Here is a 24,642-nt window from a genome sequence, read left to right as displayed (position 1 = left end):
AAAATAGAATTGACCGGAGGGTAATCAATGCTCAGGGGGAGGACCAGTATGTTCTTTATACTTCGAATACAATATACCAATGGCGAGCGCAACCAGAATGATCCCCAGTGATAGCCATTCCGGCAAATGGATCCATTGATTGCCAATTAATTTCACAGCAATAAACACCAGGATGAACACCAGGGAATAATGGAGGTAATAAAAGGACTGGATCAGGTTGGCTACCACAAAAAACAATGCCCGCAATCCCAGGACGGCAAATAGATTCGACGCAAAGACGACGTATGGGTCTCTGGAAATGGCCAGCACTGCGGGTATGGAGTCAAAAGCAAAGAGGATGTCGGTTATTTCAATGACGATCAAAGCGATGAACAGGGGCGTCGCAGCCGTGATGTTCATGCGGCGAATAAAGAAGTGGTGATCGTAATGACCTTTGGTGATGGGAAATAATCGCTTCAGGAATAGGACCGTGCGATTCTCTTCCATCCTGATACTTTCGTCCTGTGGTTTCAGCATCCCATAGGCCGTGTACAGGATGATGGCGGCAAAAATGTAATTGACCCATTCAAAGAGATGCACCAGCCAAAGCCCTGCACCGATCAACAGTCCGCGGAAAATGATGGCCCCGGCAATACCCCAGAACAATACACGGTGATAGTAATCCTGAGGGATCTTAAAATACCGCAGGATCACCAGCATCACAAACACATTATCAAAGCTTAATGCCAGTTCGATAAGGTACCCGGACCAATACTGGAACAGCGCCGTCTGTCCGGATGTGGTCTCCAGGTCTCCCTGGCGGGCGAAAAAGTAGACTACCAGACCAAAGGACATCCCGATCGCTATCCATACCAGTGCCCATTTATTGGCCTGGGATATGGACATGGCTTTATGCTGCCGATTCAGTACAATGAGATCGGTGAACAGCAGGGCGACATAAATAACCAGGAAAACGATCCAGGGGGTTTGTTCCATAGCGTCTGATCAGAATGCAAACATGCAAAAATTCTTAGCTTTCTGCCACGTTTTCAGATCGAAACCAGCTTCCTGCAAATCAATGCCTGGGATTCATCGACCTTCGTAAATATTCTTGTTATCTTTCTTTTCATAAGCAATTAGCCATGCATCGTCATTTCTTCTGGATTGCGGTTATCCCATTGCTCATCGGAGCCTGTACCGAAAACAATCCTCCCTCACTTCAGTTTTCAATCACCTTGCAGGATACCGGGAGTACGCACCCGCTGGACGGGCGATTGCTCCTCATGATCTCCACCGACAGCACTGCTGAACCACGTTATCAGATCGTGGATGGCTCGGCGACACAGCAGGTCTACGGCATGGACATAGAAGACATCAATTCCGGAAGTGCAGTCAACTTTGACCCGCTGGCTTATGGCTATCCCCTCCAATCCATGACCGACCTCCCGGAGGGTGACTACTGGGTTCAGGCCTTATTGCACAAATACGAAACCTTTACCCGCTCTGACGGGCATACGGTGAAGATGCCTATGGACCGCAGTGAAGGACAGCAGTGGAATCTGGCCCCGGGCAACCTGTATTCTGTCCCGCAGAAAGTCCACATCCAACCGGGAAAAGCCATTCAAGTGGTCGCGGACCAGATCATTCCGCCACTGCCGGAACCCCAGGAATCGAAATACATCAAATATGTGCGCATACAGTCCAAATTACTGACCGAATTCTGGGGAAGGCCGATGTTTTTAGGCGCTTTTGTCCTGCTACCGGAGGGCTTCGACACCCATCCGGATGTACGCTATCCCCTGGCCATTTTTCACGGACATTTCCCCAGTGAACTGAGTGGATTCCGGGAGACGCCTCCGGACCCGGATCTCCAACCCGATTACAGCGAGCGCTTTCACATCAGCGGCTATAACCGCATCCAGCAGGAAGAAGCCTACCGGTTTTACAAATTGTGGACCGGACCTGATTTCCCCAGGGTTCTGGCCATTGAGATCCAGCACGCTAATCCGTTCTACGACGACTCTTATGCCGTCAACAGCGAGAACCTTGGCCCCTACGGCGATGCACTCACCTATGAGCTGATCCCTTACATCGAGCAGGAATACCGGGGCATCGGCGAAGGATGGGCGCGTTTTACCTACGGCGGTTCGACCGGTGGCTGGGAAGCCCTGGCCGTCCAGGTCAAATACCCGACCGAATACAATGGTTGTTACGCCGCTTGCCCGGACCCGATCGATTTCCGGGCTTATACGGTCGTAAACCTGTACGACGATGTCAATGCTTACTACATTGAAGGCCCATTCCGCAATACACCGAGGCCGGGGCATCGCGACTACCTGGGACATGTGCAGGCCATGCTCAAGGATATGAACTTCCGCGAACTCGCGCTGGGCACAAAATCACGTTCCGGGCAACAATGGGACATCTGGGAAGCTGTTTTCTCTCCCGTGGGCGATGATGGCTATCCGAAGCGCATCTGGGATAAAGCAAGCGGAGTGATTGATAAGGATGTCGCAGCCTATTGGAAAGAAAACTACGACTTGTCCTACATCATGCAGCGGGACTGGTCTAAAAACGGGAAAGACTGGGAAGGCAAGATCCACATCTATTGCGGCGATATGGACAATTATTACCTCAATGACGCCGTGTACCTGGCGGAAGACCGTCTGAAAGCTACGAAGGAACCGTTTTACGATGGACAAGTAGATTATGGCGACCGGGCAGAACATTGCTGGAATGGCGATCATACCCAACCCAATTACATTTCCCGGTTGCGCTATCATGAAATGTACATCAACAAATGGGTACAGGAAGTCGGAAAAAGGGTCCCTGAAGACGCCGATCTGCGTTCCTGGCGCTACTAACTAACGATCAGGACGGATTATGCGGGCACTGGTCATATCGGGAGGAGGAAATAAAGGAGCATTTGCCGGAGGCATCGCGCAATACCTGCTGCAGGTAGCCAAGCGGGAATACGACTTTTTTGTGGGTACCTCTACCGGTAGTTTACTGGTCCCCATGCTCTCCATCGGTGAGGTAGACCGACTGAAGGAAGCCTATACTTCCGTCCATCAGCATGACATTTTTAACATCAATCCTTTCCACATCAAGCGCATGCCGGATGGTCAGATCAACGTCAGCATCAACCACTTCAACACCTTCATCCAGTTTGTGAAAGGAAGAAAGACGTTTGGTGAAAGCAAAAACCTCCGCAAGCTGATCAGCCGTGCCATGAGTCCCGAGGACTTTGAGCGCATCCGTAAAAACAGCAACAAGCGGGTGATCGTCACCGTGTCCAACCTCAGTCGCAATGTGGTAGAATACAAATATGCCCGGGACAATACGTATGATGATTTCTGCGACTGGATCTGGTTATCCGCCAACCTGGTACCTTTCATGAGTCTGGTCGTCAAGAACGGCAACGAATATGCGGATGGAGGCTTTGGCAATCTGGTACCCCTGCAGGAGGCCATCAATCTGGGAGCCAAAGTCATCGATGTGATCGTCCTGAATCCTCGCATCCGGGAAGTCGTCAAACCGCTTTCCCGCAATGCCTTTAATGTACTCACATCATCCATGGATTTTATGCTCACCCAGATCGGACAGGACGACATCTTCATCGGATTGCTGGAGAGCCGCTATACCGATGTGGAAGTCAATTTTTACCACACCCCAAGAAAACTGACGGATAATTCCTTTGTTTTTTTCCCGGACATCATGAAAGCGTGGTGGGAAGAGGGATACCAGTATGCGGAGAAAGTGGTGAAATGAAATAGACTCATGCAAATCTCAACCAACCGGCGCGTTAACTCATTGACTTATTAACCCATCAACTCTTAGTGGGTATCGGCGGTGGAGCATCCGGCAAAATCGGTTTATACTCGTAAGCGCCTTTCCGCTCTTTGAATTCTTCCTGGATCTTAAAGATCAGCTGCCGGTTTTGGAAGAGGTCCGCCATGGTTAGGGCCAGTGACTTGGCGGCGAAGATCATCCCTTTATGCCCGATGGACATCCCGCCGCAGGCTACCACCGCCCAGGAATGCCAGGGTGTGCCAACCGGTGCCGTGGCACCCGTCAGGCTGATCTCCGGGACTATCCAGCTCACGTCACCCACATCCGTAGAGGCGCCCTGGGTGATCGGTACGGTCTCCTGAAGGGGCATGATGCTGCCGTCAAGGCCTACTTCCGGTTTACCCGTAGCCCGCTGAATGCCTTTGGCATATTCCTGCTCTTCGTCAGTGTATTCGATGGGGCCTACCAGTTCCATGTTGGCATGCAGGGCATTGGCTCCGTACCGGTTGACCAGGATCTCATGGAGTCCTGACATCAGCGTCACCTTATAATCCACTTCAGCCATCAGAGAAGCGCCCTGGGCGATCTTCAGTGCTCGCTCGTAGACCGCCATCATGTTCTCTCGTTTGGGATCCCGGATACGGGTCCAGATGCGGGCGTATTCCGGCACCACATTAGCGACATCACCGGCTTTTTCGATCTGGTAATGGATGCGCGAAGTGGGCAGGATGTGTTCGCGCAGGTAGTTGAGGCCAGTGGTGTACAGCTCCATCGCATCAACGGCACTGCGTCCATTCCAGGGATCCAGGGCTGCGTGGGCCGCTTTGCCATAAAATTCAATGATGTAGTCAATCAGGGCCATCGAACTGTTGGTATTGGCATCGTTAACCGGACCTGGGTGCCAGTCCAGGCATACGTCCAGGTCGTTGAAGAGCCCGGCCCGGGCCATATACAGTTTGCCAAAATATTTCTCTTCCGCCGGCGTCCCGTAGAACCGCACCGTACCTTGCAGCTGGCCGGATGCAATCATATCTTTGATCGCCGTCGCCGCGCCCAGGCTGGCGACTCCGAAAAGGTTATGACCACAGCCGTGACCCGGGGCTCCTTCCACCAGCGGCTCCTTTTCAACTTGTGATTTTTGGGACAAACCCGGCAAGGCATCGTATTCGCCCAGGATCCCGATGATGGGATGTCCGCTCCCGAACTCGGCCACGATGGAGGTAGGCATTTCGGCGACCCCACGCTGAACACGAAAACCCTGCTCTTCGGCATATGCAGCTAAAACATCGGCCGACTGGCTTTCCAGGAATGCGGTCTCTGCAAATCCCCAGATGGCATCACTCATACCGATCAGATCAGGACTCTGCTCGTCGATATTTGAAGCAATGGCTTTCTTCACGGGAGTCCAACCCGGTTGTGTGATTCCTGGTTCTGATAAGCAACCCAGCAGGACCAGGACAGTAAATATTCTATTCATAACTTTTCTGCTTTCAATCAGGAAGATACCGAATTAAACAAAATCAACGTGCAATGGAAATCACTTGAGGCCAAGTAGTTCATTCCCCCCTGTAAGATCGATCGTTTCATTCCACAATACATTCTTAATCAATTCTTAACCAGGCGCTGTATAACTTTAAGATTTCATTCACCCATGGGCAGGGCGTTATCAGATATCTTCGTAAAAACAGTCTATGCGGATCCTTTACCCTTTGTTCATCCTCCTCTTTCTGAGCGCCTGCCAGTCCTTTTACCCGGCAGCTAAAAACAAGATGTCTCCCCAGTGGTCGACACTGGAACTGGAGCCTCTTGTGGAGCCCTATGAATTACGGATTGATTTCATCCGCCAGAAGGATGAGACCTCGAACGGTCAAACGATGTCTTCTGCGGACCGTTCTTACCACCCTCTAGCCGTAAATCTGGGAAACGGGTTGATCCTCGACCGCTCGATGAATCTGGGTTTATCCGTCCTTGAGCTTTTTGATATCCGTCTGGATACAGATTTTACCATCTACCGGGAATCTGTTCGCTTTCCTGGAACACCAACCCGGATCTATAATCGGGAAGGAAGTCATTTTGAGACCTACCAGGAAGCCCTGTTACCCGATCGTCAAAAAGTAGATTATACCGACTCCACCATTCAGATCACTTCGTTCCTGTCACGGGAAACCATCCGTCAGGAAGATAATGTATGGGTCCGCAAATCCTTTCTCATCAACGACAAAATGGTTAAGCTTCCGGACACCATCTGTTTCCGGCCTTTATGGCGGCAATGCCTGACTTACCAACCCGGGTTGGTTTCCATGAAACGCAATTTTTCAGTCCGGGAAGGTGCTCAGGGCTGGTCGATCCTGCTGAATCATCAGCGCTGGAGCCTCTATCGGGTGGGAGAATCCTTTTATTTCGTAAATAACCGGCAGCGGGGTTACCGCATCACCCGGGACAATAATATTATCTGGGTAGAATCAAATGGTCGCCTGCTATGGAAGTATACACTGGTTCACCGGGCCAATAACATCCTATAGGATGATTTTTAATCTTCGTTGCAACTCACTCTAAGCCTCCGCGTTATAGATAGGTGCTTTGAACGGTTTGCAAACCGTCATGCATTGTTTATACTTGTAAAAAATCAAAACATGCTGGAACAGGAATTGGCGATCGCCCAACGAGACCTTGAAAAGAATGGATGGCTGGATATCGAAGTAGATCCGACCCTGGACCTGGTTGCGGAAATCAACCGGTTAAAAAAAGAAAAAAACGCCATTATCCTGGCGCATTATTACCAGGAATCGGAGATTCAGGACATCGCCGATTACATCGGTGATAGTCTCGGACTTTCCCAGAAAGCCGCCAAGACCGATGCGGACATCATTGTATTTGCCGGGGTGCATTTTATGGCCGAAACGGCCAAGATGTTATCGCCGCAAAAGAAAGTGTTGCTCCCCGACCTCAAAGCCGGATGCTCTCTGGCTGACTCCTGCCCGCCTGCTCTTTTCCGCAAATTCAAGGAGAAATACCCCGATCACGTGGTGGTTTCGTACATCAATTGTACTGCAGAACTAAAGACCCTTACCGATGTCTGCTGCACCTCTTCCAATGCCGTGCAAATCATCAACAGCATTCCGGAAGACAAGCCGATCATCTTTGCCCCGGATAAAAACCTGGGCGCCTACCTGAAGAAAAAGACCGGCCGCGATATGATCCTCTGGAATGGCACCTGCATGGTTCATGAGATCTTTTCGCAAGAGAAGATCACCAAGTTACGCCAGCGTCATCCGGACGCGAAATTCATTGCCCACCCGGAATGTGAAGCAGCCCTGCTCGAACAAGCCGACTACATCGGGTCGACCAGCGGATTGCTGAAATACACCAAAGAAAATCCCGCTCAGGAATTCATTGTAGCCACCGAGGTGGGCATCATCCATCAGATGCAGAAAGCATCGCCATTAAAAACATTTATACCGGCACCACCGGAAAACATGTGTGCCTGCAACGAATGCCCCCATATGAAGCGCAACACCATGGAGAAGCTTTACCTGTGCATGGAATTCGAACAGCCGGAAATCATCCTGGAAGACTGGATCATCGAGCAGGGCCGCGCCAGCATCGACCGTATGCTGGAGGTCTCCGAGCAGGCCGGGCTGAAATTGGCGGATTGAATGGAGAGGTAAAAGAAGTAAAAAGGTAGCAGAGGTAAAAAAGGTAGCAGGGGTAAAAAAGGTGGCAGAGGTCAAAATTCCCCTTGAGTAAAAACCGAAAGGAGCAGCAGAAGTGGGCTTTGGGGGGTATGTAGATTTGTGCTGCAATTACGCACTCCCAGGTTGGAAATACTTACGACATAGCGAAGAAGCAGAAACCGTTTATCCGTTACCAATTACAATTGCTGTATCTTCGCCGGGATAATTTTATAGTATGACTTCCGGGGTACATCCTGCCTTGACTTTCGATTCATCTACCTATACCGGTGACAAGCTGATCCATCTTTACCGGCAGCTTTTGCGTCCCCGGCTTATCGAAGAAAAGATGCTTTTGCTGCTGCGGCAGGGCAAGATCACCAAGTGGTTTTCAGGCATCGGACAGGAGGCCATTGCGGTAGGATGTGCGGAAGCATTGCATCCGGATGAATACATCTTCACCCTGCACCGCAATCTGGGTGTCTTTACTTCCCGCCAGGTACCCTTACTCGCCTTGTTCAGCCAATGGCAGGGTAAAGCGACCGGCTTCACCAAAGGCCGTGACCGGTCATTTCATTTCGGGATACCTGAATACCACATCATCGGCATGATCTCCCACCTGGGACCTCAGCTATCACTCGCCGATGGTGTCGCCATGGCACATCGCTTTAAAGGCGAACGCAAAGTTTCCCTGGCATTTACCGGAGAAGGCGGAACCAGCGAGGGTGAATTTCACGAGGCGCTGAATCTTGCTGCCGTATGGGATCTCCCCGTCATCTTTATCATCGAGAACAACGGGTATGGCCTCTCAACGCCGACATCGGAACAATTCCGTTGTAACTGGCTTGCCGAGCGAGCAGCCGGCTATGGTATGGAGGGCATTACCATCGATGGAAACAACATCCTGGAGGTGTATAAAACCATCGCCCGTTATGCAGAGGCGTTGCGTGAAAATCCAAGACCGGTACTCATCGAATGCATGACTTTCCGGATGCGCGGTCACGAAGAAGCTTCCGGAACCAAATATGTCCCACCACACCTAATGGAGACCTGGGCTGCCAAGGATCCGGTTGACAATTACGAACATTATCTCATAGAACAGGGAGTGCTCAGTGAAACGGATACCACGGCTATCCGCCGTGAGATCAAACAGGAAATCCAGCAAGCCTGGGACTTAACGGAACTGGAGCCGGAGGTAACCGCTCAGGAAGCCGTTGAAATATCTGATGTTTACCGGCCATGCCATCACCTGCCACAACCACCTGCTTCACATACTCCAAAGGATGAACTTCGTTTCGTCGATGCCGTCAAGGATGGCCTGCTGGAAGCGATGAAGAAGCACCCCAATCTGGTGCTGATGGGTCAGGATATCGCCGGATACGGAGGTGTTTTCAAGATCACCGAAGGATTTCTGGATCGATTTGGTGAAGAACGTGTCCGCAATACCCCGCTCTGTGAGAGCGCGGTGATCGGAGCTGCATTGGGCGCCAGCCTGCATGGTTTGAAGACCATGGTCGAGATGCAATTTGCCGATTTTGTCAGCTGCGGATTTAACCAGATCGTCAACAACCTGGCCAAATTACACTACCGCTGGGAAGGCTTGGCCGACGTGGTGATCCGAATGCCCACGGGCGCCGGCACCGGAGCGGGACCATTTCATTCCCAAAGTAATGAGGCGTGGTTTTTTCATACACCGGGATTAAAAATTGTCTACCCGTCGACGCCCTATGATGCCAAAGGGTTGCTACTGGCATCCTTTGAGGATCCCAATCCGGTCCTGTATTTTGAACACAAGGCGCTCTACCGCAAAATCAAAGGTGAGGTGCCACAAGGCTATTATACGGTACCCATTGGAGAGGCAGAAGTTATTCGTGCGGGCGGCCAGGCCACCATAATAACCTATGGCGCTGGCGTACACTGGGCTACCGAAGTTGTAGCAGGCAATGCCTGGGACATCGAAATTATCGACCTGCGCACCTTGCTACCGCTGGATTTTGAGACCATTGAAAAAAGTATCCGTAAGACGCATCGTGCATTGATCCTCCATGAAGATACCCTGACGGGAGGCATAGGAGGAGAGATAGCAGCCCGTATCGGCGAAACATTATTTGCCGAACTGGATGCCCCGGTGATGCGTGTAGCAAGTTTGGATACCCCGGTGCCCTTCGCCATTGCGCTGGAAAATGTATTTTTGGCCCGTCAACGTCTGGAAAGGACGCTGGAACAATTGATTAACTATTAAGAACACGTATGAATTTAGAAAAGGTCGTCGCAGTCAGTGGATTGCCCGGACTGTACAAATTGGTTACCCCTCGCAATAATGGCCTGATCATCGAAGATTTCGATACCGGTAAAAAGCGGTTCATCTCCATCCGGCAGCATGTCTTCACGCCCCTGGCATCTGTCTCGATCTTCACCGAAGATGAGCCGGAAGAACTAAACACCATCTTTGCAGCTATGGAAGCTAAAGCTGGTGAACTGGATGCGGATACTGCTTTGGAAAACAACCAGGACCTGGCCGAGTATTTCGGTGAGATCCTCCCCAGCTACGACCGTGACCGGGTCCATATCGGTGACATGAAAAAAGTCGTGAAGTGGTATCTTTTTCTTCGCGATCACCAATTACTCCATGGAGGCGACGAAGAAGAATAACCTGCTTTATGTATAAAGGTCAAAAGGTTATTGTCGTCCTTCCTGCCTACAATGCGGCAAAAACACTCGAAAAAACCTTCCGTGAAATACCCATGGAACTTGTCGATGACGTCATCCTCTGTGATGACTTCAGCACCGACGAGACCTCGGAAGAAGCACGTCGGCTGGGCATCGATCATGTGATCCGGCACGAACAAAACAAAGGGTATGGCGGAAACCAGAAGACCCTTTACAATGCTGCCCTGGAGCTGGGAGGAGACATTGTGATCATGCTCCATCCGGACTATCAGTACACACCCAAACTTATCCCATCGATGGTGAACATCATCGGCGAAGATCTCTATCCGGTGGTACTGGGGTCGCGTATTCTGGGTAAAGGAGCACTGGATGGTGGCATGCCTTACTATAAATACGTCGCCAACCGCTTTCTCACATTGTTTCAAAACATCCTGGTCAATCACAAGCTTTCAGAATACCATACCGGGTACCGGGCTTTTCATGCGCGTGTATTACGTGGTATCAACTTCCAGGTGAACTCCGATGATTTTGTCTTTGACAATGAAATGCTTTCCCAAATCATCTATGCCGGCTTTCCCATCGCCGAGATCTCCTGTCCCACCAAATATTTCGAAGAAGCCTCCAGTATCAATTTCCGCCGCAGCGTCAAATACGGATTGGGCGTCATGCGCGTCTCATTAGCCCATTTTCTTAACAAAGTGGGTTTGATGAAGTCAGAGCGGTATGGTAAAAGGTAAAAAGGTAGGAGAGGTAGCAGAAGTAGCAGAAGTAGAAAAAGTAAAAGAAGTAAAAGACAAAGTGCTGACCGAATGGAAGGAGCATCAGCAGGTAGCATGGGTAAAATAGCCTATGGCAATTTCTTCAATTCCAGGCTCATTAAGGCATCGTAATGACTCCGGGTTAAAACTATCTCATTCTGAACCCAAACACGATTTCATGAACGACTGCGGATTACTCTAAGCAATCTCACCAACCTTAGTCACCTTTGATACCTTCGATACTTCTGTTACTTAATCCATTAATCCGGTTCAAAGCCCAGAACGATACTGAACTTCCCGAATTCAGTCCACTTGGCACCGGAACTGATCAGGCTGGGTTTATCCCAACCGAAACCGTAGTCAAATCCCAGCAGACCGAACATGGGCAGGAAGACCCGTAGGCCTAACCCACTGGAACGGCGCAAATCGAATGGACGGTAGTTCCTACCTCCCAGCCAGCTGTTACCGCCGTCCAGGAATGCAAGTACATAGATGGTGGAATTCTGTTCCAGCGAGACCGGGTAACGCAATTCCAGCGAATATTTATTGAAGATGTTACCTCCACCGACGCTGTTGCTATTTACTGCGATATCACTTACCTCATAACCACGCAGAGAGAGGATGTCTTTACCCTGAATTCCGATGGTTTGGTTGGAAAGACCATCACCCCCCAGCTCAAACCGCTCGAACGGAGAGATACCAACTTCCGAGTTGTAATACCCGAGGTAACCCATTTTGGCGCTCGCCCGGAAGACCAGTTTGCCGACCAGGGTAGCATACCATTCAGCGTCGATCCGCCACTTGTGGTATTCAAGGAAATGGAAGCGGTCCTGGATGGAGATCTCGTCGTAGTTTTTGTTATTCAACAATGAATACGGTGGCGTCAACTGTGCCGTGACGGATATCCGGGATCCCGACCTCGGGAACGTCGGTTCAAACACTGTGCTGCGCGTCAGATTTAGCCTGAGGCTGAAGTTATTGAAGCGTCCATCCGTGACAGCCTGGCCATTGTAATAAAATCCACCGTAGGCATAATCCTGCAGGACAATGTTTTCAATATTAGCCGTGGCACTTAAGACGAAAAAGTCATCCGGCCATTTTAACTGGGTACCCAAACCGGTATAGATGGAGCCGATAGCCAGCACACCCTGACTGAACAGTGTACGGTCAAATTTGGAATACTGGGCGCCAAGGCTGAACGAATTGGCCTTTTTGCCACCTAACCAGGGCTCGGTAAAGTTAAAATTGTACGACTGATAGAAGCGGCTGTTGGTCTGGGCGCGGATACTCAATTTCTGTCCATCCCCTTTCGGCAGTGGCCGCCAGGCTTTGCGGTTGGTGATGTTACGCAGCGAGAAGTTATTGAACTGGAAGCCCAGCGTACCGATAACCCCGGAATAACCACCCCATCCAGCGGACAATTCCAGCTGATCGGAGGGTTTTTCTTCCAGGACGTATTCGATATCGACTGTACCGCGCTCCTGGTTGATAGGGGTATTCATGGAAATTTTTTCGGGATCGAAGAATCCCAGGGCGATGATCTGACGCTGGGACCGGACGATGTCGGAACGGCTGAACTTATTCCCCGGGCGGGTAAACACCTCCCGGCGAATGACGTGCTCATGGGTGATGGTATTACCCCGTATATCGACTTTATCGATGGTTGCCTGCGGTCCCTCCAGGATGCGCATTTCAATATCGATGGAATCGCCGACGATGGCTACTTCCACCGGATCAACCCGGAAAAACAAATATCCGTCATCCAGATACAGGGAGCTGACATCCCGGCCATCCGGGCTGTAGTGCAATCGTTGATCCAGCAATTCTTTGTTGTAAACATCACCTTTTTCGATGCCTAAATAGCTGTCCAGGGTTTTATTATCGTGAATGGTATTTCCCTTCCAGGTGATGTTCCGGAAGAAATATTGAGTTCCTTCTTCCAGGAAGATCCGGATCATCAATTCCCCGTCATCATTACGCCAGATGGAGTCATGGGTGATCTGCGCATCACGATAACCTACGGTATTGTAGTAATCAATGATCGCCGTCTTATCTTCTTCGAATTCTTTGTTAACCAGACGTGACTTGGCAAAAATCTTGGACTTGCGGTGAATGTTCTTCATTTTCCGCCGCAGTTTGCCGGAAGTGACCTCCTTATTACCAACAAACTGAATATCCTTGATCTTAACCTTTTCGTGAGGATCCACCGTAAAGGTCAGAGAGATGCTGTTGGTCTTTTCATTATCCATCATTTCAGCGACCGATACATCTACATCCAAAAATCCTTTCTCACGGTAATATTTCTTGATGGCATTGATCGCGTTTTGCTTGGTATTGGTGGTGACGCTGCTCCCTTTTATAAGAAACGGCTCCAGCTTTTCATTCAGCGTTTCGGTTTGCCCTTTGCGAACTCCTTTAAAATTGTATTTGGACAACCGTGGTCTTTCCGTGACATCGATCGTAAGGTAGACGACATCACCGATCTGCTTGGTCTTCAGGATCCGCACCTGGGTAAACAGTCCCAGCTTGTACAATTTGGTAATGGCCTTACCAAACCGGTCGCCGGGGATGGTGATGCGATCCCCCACTTTCAAGCCACTCAGGCTGACAATTGCATTCTCATCCGTGAAGTGTGCTCCGGTCACACTGACCTCTCCGATCTCGTATTCCTGATAAGAATCGTACGAAACAACCGGCAAACTATCGGTCGTCTGACCGAAAGCCGGTAACCCTAGCACGATGAATAGGCTGTATAGTACAAGCTGCTTTAAATCCATAGCATGATGCTGTAAAGCGGTTAAGCTTTTGAAAAACGAAGCAAAGGTAACGTCTGTGACGCATTTACCCTAAATTCTTCATTTTTAAAAGATTCTTAACAAGGTTTTAGGCAGAACGCTATTTGCTGTTCGGTTTACGTACGTAAGCACTTAAACACCAAAACACGTGAAAAACGCTTATGCCAGCTGCTCGCTGATCATGCCAAAACGACGTTCCCGCTGCTGATAGGCGACGATAGCCTGGTAGAGGTGTTCCTTGCGGAAGTCAGGCCAGAGCACGGTAGTGAAATACAATTCAGCGTAGGCAAGTTGGTAGCATAAAAAATTGCTGGTCCTTTGCTCGCCGGAAGTGCGGATCATAAATTCCGGGTCGGGTATCCCGCGGGTAGCGAGGAAATCCTGGAAACACTTTTCATCGATGCTGTCGGCATCCAGCTTGCCCTCTTTCACGCTGCGGGCCATATTACGGGCAGCCTGGACGATATCCCAGCGTCCGCTGTAATTCAAGGCCAGCACCAGGGTCATGCGGGTATTGGATTTTGTCTTCTCAATCCCTTCCAGCAGGGCGCGATGGGTATGTTCCGGCAGGGCAGCCAGATCACCAATGGCGGTCAGCCGGATATTGTTTTCCATCAGGGTATGGATCTCTTTGGACAACGTTTCCACCAGCAAATGCAGCAGTGCATTGACTTCCATCTGTGGGCGGTTCCAGTTTTCGGTCGAAAAAGCATAGAGGGTGAGGTAATTGATGCCTAATTCAGCGGCTGCCTCTGTGGTCTCCCGGACAGCCTTCACCCCATTGCGATGGCCAAAGACACGAGGTTTGCTGTGCTGCTTGGCCCAACGACCGTTACCATCCATGATAATGGCCACATGCTGTGGTAATTTTTCAGGTATGATCAGGCTCTTGTAATCCATCCGGACCTTTTGACCTCTAAAGGTAATAAAATGAGAACCTAATTCGTGGACATTGCACCAAACAAAAAAGGTGTACAGTTGGGCTGTACACCTTTTATAGTTCTCGTGTTGATCGGTGCGGATTACTTCGCTGGCATCAGCTGGGCAACCAGGTCAGACCAGTTTTTATGCGAGTCGGAAACTTGGGATTTAATAGCATCCAGTTTCTCTTTCCATGCGGTAACATTAGCCGTTGCATCGGACACCAGGGTGGTCAGGTCAGCGATCTGCGTTGAAGCATCGCTTTCCAGTTTACCAGCAGCCAAACCGTCTTTCAGTGTAGTTATTTCAGCTGATTTTTCCTGCCAGTTGGTAACGAAATCGCCAACTTGAGTGGTCAGTTCGTCAAAACCCTGACCGCTGTTCTGGAATGCAGTTTCGGCTTCCATGATTTTGGTTTTAGCGTCTTCCGGCAATGCAGCAACAGTCGTTTCATCCAGAGTCATGCTGGATACCATCTGAGCAAAAGAAGATTTTTCTTGAGCTACCTGGTTAGCCAAATCGGTTACAGTCGTGGTGGCTTCGTCCCACTGGGAAGCAAGTGAATCTATACTTCCACGGTATTGCTCAACAGAGTTGCAAGCAAACAATACCAAACCAAATGCAAAAACAACAAACTTTTTCATAGTTTAAAAAGGATTTAAAAGTTAAGGTCGAATTGTCTTCGATAAAATCGTCTTATAAAATTCAGCTTAAGAAGGTGCGTCTTGGAGAGATGGTACGTATCTGATGAAAATCTCTCTTTAAACGGCGTCTTTGTGCTTTTTCGTATAATCAGACGGAAATTTTAACTCCGGTCACATCATTTGAAAAAATATTTTTTGATGATTCACTTACTGAATGGCGATGCATTGCATGAAAAGCTAACCGTCGATGGTGCTATTTATATCTTCCGGGAAGCCCTGTGTGATGGTCCGGTATTGTACTCTGGCCCTGATGATTTATGGTCCTTGCGACAATCATTTATGGTCACAAACTATGGTGCTGATGCAAAAGAATACGCCGAACGTACCATGATGGAGTTTGAAGCATTTCTTTCAGCTGCCGCCCTGGCAGAGTCAATCCAGCTTTGGTTTGAATGGGACCTGTTCTGTCAGGTTAATCTCTGGTATATTGTCTCCCGGCTAAGACAACATGGCATTACCGGAAAAATCCATTGGATACAGCCACCCGGAGAAGCGGGATGGGGAGGTTTTGGTCCGGCAAAATCGATAACCGGAGTGGAAATGGTGGCATGGACTCATGTACTTGTCCCGGAAGCCCTGGATTATTTTGAACGATTGTGGTCTGCTTATGCTTCCACAGATCCTGCCGACTGGCAAATATTCTCGCAAGCCCCTCCGGAACCCTTTTCAAAATTAAAACCGGTCCTGGTCGCTGAAACGGATCGAAGGAATGGAAGCGTGGAATTGCATCGGCTGACTGACGACCTGATAAGAAAGTATGGGAAAAATGGATTCGTCCCGGCATTCAGGGAATTTAGCAAAGACCACGGTTATTATGGCTTCGGAGATCTCCAATTCAAGAGCCTCTGGGATCAGCGCATACCGGTATCAGGTTGATGAAGTAACTGCTACCTTAAGTATTCAAAATAATCAGCCCACCACCTGAACATCCATGGAAATCGTTACGTCATCAAAGAGATCTACCGGTTCTCCATCTACTGTTGGCTCCACTGTCAGCTGGTTGGCCAGTGTCTCATTGCAAATATAACCGGAGAATTCCTGTACCGCTGCACGGATCACCTCGTGATCACTCACCCGCACCGCAATCCGATCGGTGACATTGAAGTCCCGCTGCTTCCGGATGTTCTGGATACGGTTGATCAGCTCTCTGGCGGTACCCTCTGCGATCAGATCCGGAGTCAGCTGGGTATCCAGAGCCAGTGTCAGCTCCCGATCACTGACGACCTGCCAGCCTGGAATGTCTTCCGAAGTAATGACCACATCTTCCGATGAAAGGGTATACGTTCCGGATGATAGGGTGATGGAAATGCTACCTTCTTTTTCCATTTGCTGTATCTCCTGCTGTGTCATTTCTTCGATACGGCTGGCACCTTCCTTCATGGCCTTTCCCAGCTGCTTACCCAATGTCTTGAAGTTAGCCTTGGCCTTTTTCTTGATCACCCCGGAGGCGTCATCCACAAATTCAATGGATTTCACATTGACCTCTGCCTTGATCAGATCCGCTACCGCTTCGATCTGGGTCCTGAAATGATCATCCACGACCGGTATCAGGATGCGCGGCAGTGGTTGACGGACGCGGATGCGTTCTTTTTTCCGCAGGGAAAGTACCATCGAAGCAATCCGCTGGGCATATTCCATTTTCTCTTCCAGGGACTTCTGGACAATGGATGCATCGGCTACCGGAAACAAGCTTAAATGTACCGAAGGGTGGTCTTCCTGCCCGGTCACCTCATTAAGATTCCGATACAGCCAGTCCGCAAAGAATGGTGCCACCGGTGACATCAGTTTAGCGAGGGTGATCAGACATTCGTATAATGTCTGGTAGGCCGCCAGTTTATCCTCAGTCACATCGCCCTTCCAAAAACGGCGGCGACAGAGACGGACGTACCAGTTACTCAAATGCTCGTCCAGGAAATACTGGATCTTCCGGGTGGCATTGGTGGGCTCGTAATCGGCATAGTCGGCATCGACACCCTGGATCAGGGAGTGTAATTCAGAAAGCACCCACTGGTCGATTTCCGGGCGTTGATTGACCGGTATACGCTGCTCCCTGCCCTGGTAACCATCAATATTGGCATACAGCGCAAAAAATGCATAGGTATTGTACAGGGTGCCAAAAAATTTGCGCCGCACTTCTTCCACCCCTTCGATATCAAATTTCAGGTTATCCCAGGGCTGTGCATTCGAGATCAGGTACCAACGGGTGGGATCTGCACCGTATTGGGCAATGGTCTGGAAGGGTTCCACCGTATTACCCAGTCGTTTGGACATTTTACGTCCCAGTTTATCCTGGACCAGGCCATTGGATACGACGTTTTTAAATGCAACACTGTCAAAGACCATCGAAGCTATGGCATGGAGGGTGAAGAACCAACCACGGGTCTGGTCGACTCCTTCAGCGATGAAGTCGGCTGGAAAATTATCATTGAACTTTTGATTGTTCTCAAAAGGATAATGCCACTGTGCATAAGGCATCGAACCGCTGTCAAACCATACATCGATCAGGTCGGTTTCGCGACGCATGGGCATTCCCGAAGCACTGGCTAACACCACCTCATCAATGTAGGGACGGTGCAGATCTTCCGGGACCTGCTGAGCCAGTCCCAGGGTATTGTTTGCTTTTTCGATCTCCTGGCGAAGCTGGTCTACCGAACCGATGCAGACTTCTTCCGAACCGTCCTCCGTGCGCCAGATCGGCAGCGGGGTGCCCCAAAAGCGGGAGCGCGAGAGGTTCCAGTCCTGCAGGTTTTCAAGCCAGTTGGCAAATCGCTTCTCACCGGTATGCGCCGGCTTCCAGTTGATCTCCTTGTTCAGTTCGACCATCCGGTCCCTGCAAGCAGAAGAGCGGATAAACCAGCTGTCCATGGGATAATACAACACCGGCTTATCGGTACGCCAGCAGTGCGGATAGTTGTGGACGTATTTCTGCGTACCGAAAAGTTTATTTTCCTTCTTGAGTTTGGTGACGATGTCCACATCCACGTTGACATATGCATCGCCTTCATCTTTGTAATCCTTGACATAGCGACCGGCAAAATCAACGACCTCATCCACAAATTTCCCCTGCTTGTCCACCAGTGTCAGGGCTCCGACTCCATATTTTGAAGCAACCCGCATGTCATCTGCTCCAAAGGATGGAGCAATGTGCACGATTCCAGTACCATCTTCGGTGGACACGAAGTCCCCCAGCATGACAATAAAGGCATCACCTTCCGGCTGGACATATGGCAGGAGCTGCTGATAATTAAGGCGCTCAAATTGGCTACCGTGCCAGGTCCCGAGGACTTTATACGGGATGATCTTATCTTCCGGTTGATAGTTGTCGTAACCGGCTGCTTCCTGCTCTGTTTTAAACCAGGTGTTTACCAATTCTTTAGCGAGGATCAGATTGACCGGTTCGTGGGTATATGGATTAAATGTGGCTACCAGTACGTATTCGATATTCGCCCCTACTGCCAGACCGGTATTGGAAGGCAAGGTCCAGGGGGTCGTCGTCCAGGCGAGGAAATAAACCTTGCCCTGGGGTACCAGATCGTAGAGAAATTCGGATTTCTTATCCTGCACTACCTCAAACTGAGCGACAGCAGACACATCTTTCACTTCCCGGTAGGCGCCTGGCATGTTAAGTTCATGGGTGCTTAAGCCGGTACCCGCAGCCGGAGAAAAGGGCTGTATGGTGTATCCTTTATACAAGAGACCCTTTTCATACAGCTGGCCTAACAACCACCAGACACTTTCGATGTAGTCGTTCTCAAAAGTGATGTACGGATGGTCAAGATCGACCCAATAGCCCATTTTCAGCGTTATGTCGTCCCACAGGTCCTTATAGCGCATGACGGTTTCCCGGCATTTGGCATTGTATTCTTCGATGGTGATGGTCTTACCGATGTCTTCCTTGGTAATACCCAATTCCTTTTCGACGCTGAGCTCAATGGGTAATCCATGGGTATCCCAGCCACCTTTACGCTCTACCAGGCTACCCTTCATGGTGTGATAGCGACAAAAGAGGTCTTTAACGGTACGGGCCATGACGTGATGAATACCCGGTTTCCCATTCGCAGATGGAGGTCCCTCGTAGAAGACATAGGGTTTCCCTTCCTGGCGCTCGGATAGTGAGCGGCTGAATATTTTCTGATCCATCCAAAAGGCAAGGATGTCTTTATCGATCTGTGGTAGATCCAGGCCTTTGTATTCTCTGTACATAACGTTTCTCCAAAAAAATTGGCTGCAAAGATAGGCCATCTCCGAGATAACTTGCAGCATATAATCAACAAAGCTGCCTTGGATCAGAAAGTGTACCTTTATCGATAAAGTATTCAGTAGCTAGTAATTAGTGGCCAGAAGCTGCTTCTGAATACTGAATACAAGCATCCGAATACTTAAGAAATGTGCGGCAGATCGTCATTGACCAAAACTGAAAAAGAACTGGAAGAACGCTTCCACTCCACCTTTTATTCGGAGGACCTGGAGCGCTACAATCCATTGCCTAATTACAATGTGGCGCCTACCCAAGTCATGCCGGTCATTACCAATGAGGACCCTGAGCATTTCCGGCCTATGCGCTGGGGATTAATCCCTTTCTGGGCAAAAGATGAGAAGATCGGATATAAGATGATCAACGCACGGATCGAAACACTATTGGAAAAATCGTCATTCCGTACTGCGGTACAAAAGAGGCGATGCCTGATCCCCGCCGACGGATTCTACGAATGGAAGAAGGTCGGAAAGGGAAAGCAACCCTACCGTATTGTAACCACCAATACCGACCTGTTTGCATTTGCCGGCATCTGGGAAAACTGGAAAAACCCGCAGGGTGAGTGGATCCAGTCATTTACCATCATCACCCAACCACCCAATAAAGTGGTAGCCCAGCTGCACGATCGTATGCCTGCTATTTTGTTGCCTGAAGAAGAACGGTTGTGGCTGGAAGGTGAACTGAAGGCGGAAGATGCACTGCAGTTGATCAAGCCCTATCCGGATGAATACACCAAAGCCTATCCCGTATCCACCCGGGTGAACAAAGCAGGAGTAAACGATGCCGAACTCATTGAAGAGGTTTCTGCGGACATCTGACCGGGTCCGGATCGGATGGGTCATCTTCCTGGTCTTGCTGAACGCGTCAGGAATAAGCCAGCACCCGATATACACCGCCGCCTTTACGCATTTGATCGAAGAGCACCATCTGGTTTTTGATCTCCCGGAATCCAGCTGGTATAAGGTGACCTCCCGTCAGGCGGATGCTCTGACCGGCTATGATCTCATCCTGGAGTCACATCGTGAGAAGATGGAGATCCGCTACCGTCTGCAGCCAGCAAGCAATATGAGCGATGGAGATTTCAGGCGTCAATTTATTGCAATGTTATCGACCCTGGCGACCAATGATGATGATGCCTACATGGCCTTCAATCAGATAGGATCCTACCTGGCGATGGACCGTTACCATGCTGAAAGAGCCATGATCGCGCGTTTTCAGACGAAATATGAAGTCAGTCCGTTACGCTATGCCCGCATGCTCCAGCTTTACCATTCCAGGTATGGTATCATCACCTGCCTGGTCCTGTACGAAGATAAAAACCAGGGAGAACTGGCTCAGAAGCGGTTGCAGCATCTGCGGTTTGAATGATATTACGTGTTTTCGTGTTTTCGTGTTTCCGTGTTATACATAATATCGAATCCTAACCATTCAGGTAATGCATGACATTTTCACAGGCTTTCATATTTATGTGCTCTCGTGTTTACACAGGAACAGCCAATGGCGAACAGCGAATATCGAATAGCCTTTTTTATCCATGTAATTTGTGGCAAATTAGGTGTTTCCGTGTTATACATAATATCGAATCCTAACCATTCAGGTAATGCATGACATTTTCACAGGCTTTCATATTTATGTGCTCTCGTGTTTACACAGGAACAGCCAATGGCGAACAGCGAATAGCGAATAGCCTTTTTTATCCATGTAATTTGTGGCAGATTAGGTGTTTCCGATTTATCAAAAACATCGAATCTCAACAATTCCGGGTAATGCGTGCCATTTTCACTGGCTTTCATTTAATGTACTCACGTGTTTTCGCAGAAACAGCCAATGCGAACAGCGAATAGCGAATAGCCTTTTCAACCTGCGTCAATTTATGTTTCTGAAGCCAACCGAAATGGTAAAATGCATAAGTCAATCCCGGTTTGTGTAATTCGTAGTAGATCCCGCGCGAAAAGCCATCGGCCAAATACGTGTAGCATATTTGTTAATGTCTCGTTAAACTTGAAGCAAGCTCAACGCTGCGATTTATTCAATCGTTTTCTTGACATATTCTCCAAATCAAAGCAAACCTGGAACCATGAGAAAATGGCTACAATCCTTAATGACCGCAGTTTTAGGAGGCGCCGTTGCCCTGGCGGGATATCATTTCCTGGCCGGAGGATCAACAGCTGCATTAACGGATCCAATGGCACATCAGGCTTCCTGGAAGGGAAAACCGGTCAATACCATCATGCCGGGTATCGACTTTCGTACGGCCGCCGATAAAGCACGTGCGTCGGTGGTCCTGATACAGGGCCAGGCCAGCGATCAACTCGTCAATGAGAAGCGTAAGCAACAAAACGACAACAATCCAATGAATCAGTTTTTCCGCAATTTTATGGATGATGACATGGGCAGCTTGTTTTCGTTTCCCTTTGGCGGATTCAATATTCCTCCCGGCACCGGTAGTGGGGTGATCATTTCACCAGACGGATACATTGTCACCAACAATCATGTGGTGGACGATTACGACATCATCGACGTGACCTTATTCAACGATAAAAAATACAAAGCCCAGGTGATCGGTAAAGATCCCAGCACCGACCTGGCGGTTATCCGCATCGATGCTCAAAACCTTCCAGTACCTATGGTTGGTAATTCTGACGAAGCGCAGGTAGGTGACTGGGTGCTGGCGATCGGAAACCCTTACGATAAATTGCGTTCCACCGTAACTGCCGGGATCATCAGCGCCAAAGGTCGCGATATTGACATCCTGCAGGGCGATGAAAATGGCCGCACCATCGAAGAATTCATACAGACCGATGCGGCGGTTAACCCGGGCAACAGTGGCGGCGCCCTGGTTGATGCCGACGGCAATTTGATCGGGATCAATACGGCTATTTATTCTCAGACCGGGTCTTATGTCGGATACTCATTCGCCATTCCTTCCAATCTGATGCAAAAGGTAGCTGCCGGGCTTATCAAGAATGGCAATGTGGCACGCGTCAGCCTTGGTGTCAGTATGTACGAGGTCAATGACGAGATTGCACAGGAGTTATCGCTGGGTGTCAGCAGCGGATTATTGGTCGAGCAGGTAGAGGACAGGAGTTCCGCACAGTATGCAGGAATCCTGCCAAATGATGTGATTGTAGAAGTAGAAGGACAAAAAATGAAATCTTTTGACGATTTAAAGGGTTTCTTAGATAAGGCCAAGTCTGGAGACGTCATTAACGTTAAAGTATGGCGCGAAGGGGAGGTTAAATCCCTCGATGTACGATTAAAAGCAAAGTTTTAGATCCGCGGGATCACAAGATAGTATAGTTGGTTTTTCGTTTTGTTTTGATACACCCGCTCTCTAACCAGGGAGCGGGTGTTCTGTTTTAAAAACGTGTTCTTGTCTTTAGGTACTCACGTGTTTACGACTCCATGCCCTATGCTTTCAGCCACTTCTGCTACCTCTTTTACTTCTTTTACCTCTTCTACTTCTTCTACCTCTGATCCTTCTTTTACCTCTCCTTCTTCTTACCTTTATTATATGAAAGCACATCAATTTTTTTCCATCGCAATTTTCTTGCTATTGTCCATCGAAGGGTTCTCCCAAACCCGGTTGGCCATAGCTGGGATGACCCACGATCACGTCCACGGCATTCTAAATCGTATGAAAGACGGTGATTTTAAGATCGTTGGAATTGTAGAGGCCGACAAAAACCGCATTGCAGACCTGGCCAAGCGCTATGATATAGCCGGAATACCGGTCTTTGATAATCTGGAACAGCTGATCTCCAGGACGCACCCCGAAGGCGTCTGTGCGTTCGGATCCATCGCGGATCATCTGAAAGTCGTGGAGGTTTGTGCACCAGCCCACATCCCGGTGATGGTAGAAAAACCACTGGCTGCCAATGCACTAGCTGCCAAACGCATGGATTCCCTGGCCACGAAATACAACATCCCACTGCTGGTCAACTACGAGACGACCTGGTATCCGGCATTACACGCCGCGAAGGAATGGATCGACGCCGGCAAGATCGGAGCCATACGTCGCATGGTCATTAACATGGGCCATCAGGGGCCTAAAGAAATCGGTTGCAGCCAGGCCTTCCTGGATTGGCTGACGGACCCGGTCCTCAACGGAGGCGGCGCCATCACCGACTTCGGTTGCTACGGGACTGATATCGCAGCCTGGTTGTTGCCCGGTGAAGAACCGGAACAGATCCTGGCCGTATCCAAACAATTCAAACCGGAGATCTATCCCAACGTCGATGATGATGCTACCATTATCCTGGATTTTCCTACTGCTGAGGTCATCATCCAGGCTTCCTGGAATTGGCCCTTTGGCCGGAAAGATGTGGTGATCTATGGAGAAAAAGGAACCATCTGGCTGGATCGTACCCTTGAAATGAAAGTGAGAATGGGTGATGGTCCGGTAGAAACGATAAATGTTGAACCACTCCCGACAACTGAAAACGATCCGTTCCGTTACTTTGGTGAGGTCATCCGGGATCACATCGACCCATCCGGGTCTTTAACCAGCCTGGAAGTTAACCGCAGAGCGATGCGGTGGCTGGCCGAGGCAGCAGAAATTTCCAGGAAATAACTATTTCTCCGCCAGCTTGCTGATCCGGTCGCCCAGGTCTTTTTCTGAGCCGGGCACATATCCGTTGTATTGATGCACAATGTTTCCCTTTTGGTCGACCAGAAAGGTCTGAGGAATGCTGTAGATGTTCAGGGTACGCATCAGTTCCTGGTTGCTGTCCAGCAGAACAGTGAACGGCCAGCCTTTTTGAGCTACGAGTGGTTTGATGCGGGCAATGTTGCGGGCATCATCGACGGAGATGGCGATGAAGTCAATATCGTACTTGTCCTTCCATTCCGAAAAATGCCCTTTCATGGCATCGAGTTCGATCTTACAGGGTCCGCACCAGGTAGCCCAAAAACTGATGACCTTGATCTTGCCGTTGGTCGTATATTCCTGCAAGTTGACTTTCTTGCCGTCCAACGTACCCACTTCTGCGGTAGGCATAGGCCTTTGGGCACTTACAGCAGCCGAGATAAATAATGTGGCGACAAGGATCAGAATCTGCTTCATCAGTCTATTTTGTTTGCTTAAAGACAATGCAA

The 24,642-nt window shown here is 49.5% G+C and carries 19 protein-coding genes; 12 read left to right on the top strand and 7 right to left on the bottom strand.

What is annotated here, in order from left to right:
• Positions 1 to 24: 24 nt before the first annotated feature.
• Positions 25 to 975, bottom strand: a complete 951-nt coding sequence (locus tag H6570_15690; protein ID MCB9320726.1) for a TerC/Alx family metal homeostasis membrane protein — start codon at positions 973 to 975, stop codon at positions 25 to 27.
• 146 nt (positions 976 to 1,121) lie between these two features.
• Between H6570_15690 and H6570_15685 the strand changes: the two genes are divergently transcribed.
• Positions 1,122 to 2,843, top strand: coding sequence for a hypothetical protein (locus H6570_15685; GenBank protein MCB9320725.1), 1,722 nt, complete (start codon positions 1,122 to 1,124; stop codon positions 2,841 to 2,843).
• A 19-nt stretch (positions 2,844 to 2,862) separates the two neighbouring features.
• A complete protein-coding gene (locus tag H6570_15680) occupies positions 2,863 to 3,750 on the top strand; it encodes a patatin-like phospholipase family protein (GenBank protein MCB9320724.1) in 888 nt (295 codons plus the stop codon).
• 58 nt (positions 3,751 to 3,808) lie between these two features.
• Here the strand turns inward: H6570_15680 and H6570_15675 are convergent, their stop codons facing one another.
• On the bottom strand, positions 3,809 to 5,248 hold the full coding sequence (locus H6570_15675) for an amidohydrolase (protein ID MCB9320723.1): 1,440 nt from the start codon (positions 5,246 to 5,248) through the stop codon (positions 3,809 to 3,811).
• Positions 5,249 to 5,462: 214 nt separating this feature from the next.
• Here H6570_15675 and H6570_15670 point away from each other — a divergent pair, with 214 nt between their 5' ends.
• The 5 genes from H6570_15670 (at position 5,463) to H6570_15650 (ending at position 10,849) form a co-directional block, all read left to right on the top strand.
• Positions 5,463 to 6,293 carry a hypothetical protein gene (locus H6570_15670; GenBank protein MCB9320722.1) on the top strand — a complete coding sequence of 277 codons (831 nt, stop codon included), beginning with the start codon at positions 5,463 to 5,465 and terminating at the stop codon, positions 6,291 to 6,293.
• A 111-nt stretch (positions 6,294 to 6,404) separates the two neighbouring features.
• Complete coding sequence (nadA, locus tag H6570_15665) at positions 6,405 to 7,427, top strand: quinolinate synthase NadA (GenBank protein ID MCB9320721.1); 1,023 nt, start codon at positions 6,405 to 6,407, stop codon at positions 7,425 to 7,427.
• Positions 7,428 to 7,680: 253 nt separating this feature from the next.
• A complete protein-coding gene (locus H6570_15660; GenBank protein ID MCB9320720.1) occupies positions 7,681 to 9,684 on the top strand; it encodes a dehydrogenase in 2,004 nt (667 codons plus the stop codon).
• Between the two features lie 8 nt (positions 9,685 to 9,692).
• Complete coding sequence (locus H6570_15655; GenBank protein MCB9320719.1) at positions 9,693 to 10,094, top strand: DUF5606 domain-containing protein; 402 nt, start codon at positions 9,693 to 9,695, stop codon at positions 10,092 to 10,094.
• An 8-nt stretch (positions 10,095 to 10,102) separates the two neighbouring features.
• Positions 10,103 to 10,849: a glycosyltransferase family 2 protein gene (locus tag H6570_15650; GenBank protein ID MCB9320718.1), complete on the top strand. Its 747-nt coding sequence runs from the start codon at positions 10,103 to 10,105 to the stop codon at positions 10,847 to 10,849.
• 281 nt (positions 10,850 to 11,130) lie between these two features.
• On the opposite strand, the gene bamA is transcribed toward H6570_15650, so the two are convergent.
• The 3 genes from bamA to H6570_15635 form a co-directional block, all read right to left on the bottom strand.
• The gene (bamA, locus tag H6570_15645) at positions 11,131 to 13,647 is read right to left on the bottom strand and encodes an outer membrane protein assembly factor BamA (GenBank protein MCB9320717.1); all 2,517 of its coding nucleotides are present in this window, start codon (positions 13,645 to 13,647) and stop codon (positions 11,131 to 11,133) included.
• 177 nt (positions 13,648 to 13,824) lie between these two features.
• Positions 13,825 to 14,565 carry an isoprenyl transferase gene (locus tag H6570_15640; protein ID MCB9320716.1) on the bottom strand — a complete coding sequence of 247 codons (741 nt, stop codon included), beginning with the start codon at positions 14,563 to 14,565 and terminating at the stop codon, positions 13,825 to 13,827.
• Positions 14,566 to 14,687: 122 nt separating this feature from the next.
• A complete protein-coding gene (locus tag H6570_15635) occupies positions 14,688 to 15,230 on the bottom strand; it encodes a hypothetical protein (GenBank protein MCB9320715.1) in 543 nt (180 codons plus the stop codon).
• A gap of 198 nt (positions 15,231 to 15,428) precedes the next feature.
• Between H6570_15635 and H6570_15630 the strand changes: the two genes are divergently transcribed.
• On the top strand, positions 15,429 to 16,166 hold the full coding sequence (locus tag H6570_15630; GenBank protein ID MCB9320714.1) for a hypothetical protein: 738 nt from the start codon (positions 15,429 to 15,431) through the stop codon (positions 16,164 to 16,166).
• A 33-nt stretch (positions 16,167 to 16,199) separates the two neighbouring features.
• On the opposite strand, the gene H6570_15625 is transcribed toward H6570_15630, so the two are convergent.
• Positions 16,200 to 19,493, bottom strand: a complete 3,294-nt coding sequence (locus tag H6570_15625; protein ID MCB9320713.1) for an isoleucine--tRNA ligase — start codon at positions 19,491 to 19,493, stop codon at positions 16,200 to 16,202.
• Positions 19,494 to 19,676: 183 nt separating this feature from the next.
• Here H6570_15625 and H6570_15620 point away from each other — a divergent pair, with 183 nt between their 5' ends.
• From H6570_15620 to H6570_15605, 4 genes are all read left to right on the top strand, one after another.
• Positions 19,677 to 20,363 carry an SOS response-associated peptidase gene (locus H6570_15620; GenBank protein ID MCB9320712.1) on the top strand — a complete coding sequence of 229 codons (687 nt, stop codon included), beginning with the start codon at positions 19,677 to 19,679 and terminating at the stop codon, positions 20,361 to 20,363.
• Entirely contained in the window at positions 20,338 to 20,913 is a 576-nt protein-coding gene (locus tag H6570_15615) for a hypothetical protein (GenBank protein ID MCB9320711.1), read from the top strand. Before H6570_15620 ends, H6570_15615 begins: the two co-directional genes overlap by 26 nt.
• A 709-nt stretch (positions 20,914 to 21,622) precedes the next feature.
• Positions 21,623 to 22,819 (top strand): trypsin-like peptidase domain-containing protein, encoded by a 1,197-nt coding sequence (locus H6570_15610; protein ID MCB9320710.1) that lies wholly within the window; start codon positions 21,623 to 21,625, stop codon positions 22,817 to 22,819.
• Between the two features lie 240 nt (positions 22,820 to 23,059).
• Entirely contained in the window at positions 23,060 to 24,118 is a 1,059-nt protein-coding gene (locus H6570_15605) for a Gfo/Idh/MocA family oxidoreductase (protein ID MCB9320709.1), read from the top strand.
• On the opposite strand, the gene H6570_15600 is transcribed toward H6570_15605, so the two are convergent.
• A complete protein-coding gene (locus H6570_15600) occupies positions 24,119 to 24,610 on the bottom strand; it encodes a TlpA family protein disulfide reductase (GenBank protein MCB9320708.1) in 492 nt (163 codons plus the stop codon).
• Positions 24,611 to 24,642: the final 32 nt, after the last annotated feature.

It is taken from the genome of Lewinellaceae bacterium, from assembly GCA_020636135.1.
GTDB lineage: Bacteria > Bacteroidota > Bacteroidia > Chitinophagales > Saprospiraceae > JAGQXC01.
The sequence above is the reverse complement of the archived record's forward strand: the minus strand, read 5'-3'. Positions and strand labels throughout refer to the sequence as shown.

Coding starts and splice junctions, on each gene's coding strand:
- H6570_15655 (MCB9320719.1), top strand. CDS start 9,693: ATGAATTTAGAAAAGGTCGTCGCAGTCAGTGGATTGCCCGGACTGTAC.
- H6570_15625 (MCB9320713.1), bottom strand. CDS start 19,493: ATGTACAGAGAATACAAAGGCCTGGATCTACCACAGATCGATAAAGAC.
- H6570_15630 (MCB9320714.1), top strand. CDS start 15,429: ATGATTCACTTACTGAATGGCGATGCATTGCATGAAAAGCTAACCGTC.
- bamA (MCB9320717.1), bottom strand. CDS start 13,647: ATGGATTTAAAGCAGCTTGTACTATACAGCCTATTCATCGTGCTAGGG.
- H6570_15670 (MCB9320722.1), top strand. CDS start 5,463: ATGCGGATCCTTTACCCTTTGTTCATCCTCCTCTTTCTGAGCGCCTGC.
- H6570_15690 (MCB9320726.1), bottom strand. CDS start 975: ATGGAACAAACCCCCTGGATCGTTTTCCTGGTTATTTATGTCGCCCTG.
- H6570_15635 (MCB9320715.1), bottom strand. CDS start 15,230: ATGAAAAAGTTTGTTGTTTTTGCATTTGGTTTGGTATTGTTTGCTTGC.
- H6570_15610 (MCB9320710.1), top strand. CDS start 21,623: ATGAGAAAATGGCTACAATCCTTAATGACCGCAGTTTTAGGAGGCGCC.
- H6570_15605 (MCB9320709.1), top strand. CDS start 23,060: ATGAAAGCACATCAATTTTTTTCCATCGCAATTTTCTTGCTATTGTCC.
- H6570_15600 (MCB9320708.1), bottom strand. CDS start 24,610: ATGAAGCAGATTCTGATCCTTGTCGCCACATTATTTATCTCGGCTGCT.
- H6570_15650 (MCB9320718.1), top strand. CDS start 10,103: ATGTATAAAGGTCAAAAGGTTATTGTCGTCCTTCCTGCCTACAATGCG.
- H6570_15660 (MCB9320720.1), top strand. CDS start 7,681: ATGACTTCCGGGGTACATCCTGCCTTGACTTTCGATTCATCTACCTAT.
- H6570_15675 (MCB9320723.1), bottom strand. CDS start 5,248: ATGAATAGAATATTTACTGTCCTGGTCCTGCTGGGTTGCTTATCAGAA.
- H6570_15685 (MCB9320725.1), top strand. CDS start 1,122: ATGCATCGTCATTTCTTCTGGATTGCGGTTATCCCATTGCTCATCGGA.
- nadA (MCB9320721.1), top strand. CDS start 6,405: ATGCTGGAACAGGAATTGGCGATCGCCCAACGAGACCTTGAAAAGAAT.
- H6570_15640 (MCB9320716.1), bottom strand. CDS start 14,565: ATGGATTACAAGAGCCTGATCATACCTGAAAAATTACCACAGCATGTG.
- H6570_15680 (MCB9320724.1), top strand. CDS start 2,863: ATGCGGGCACTGGTCATATCGGGAGGAGGAAATAAAGGAGCATTTGCC.
- H6570_15620 (MCB9320712.1), top strand. CDS start 19,677: ATGTGCGGCAGATCGTCATTGACCAAAACTGAAAAAGAACTGGAAGAA.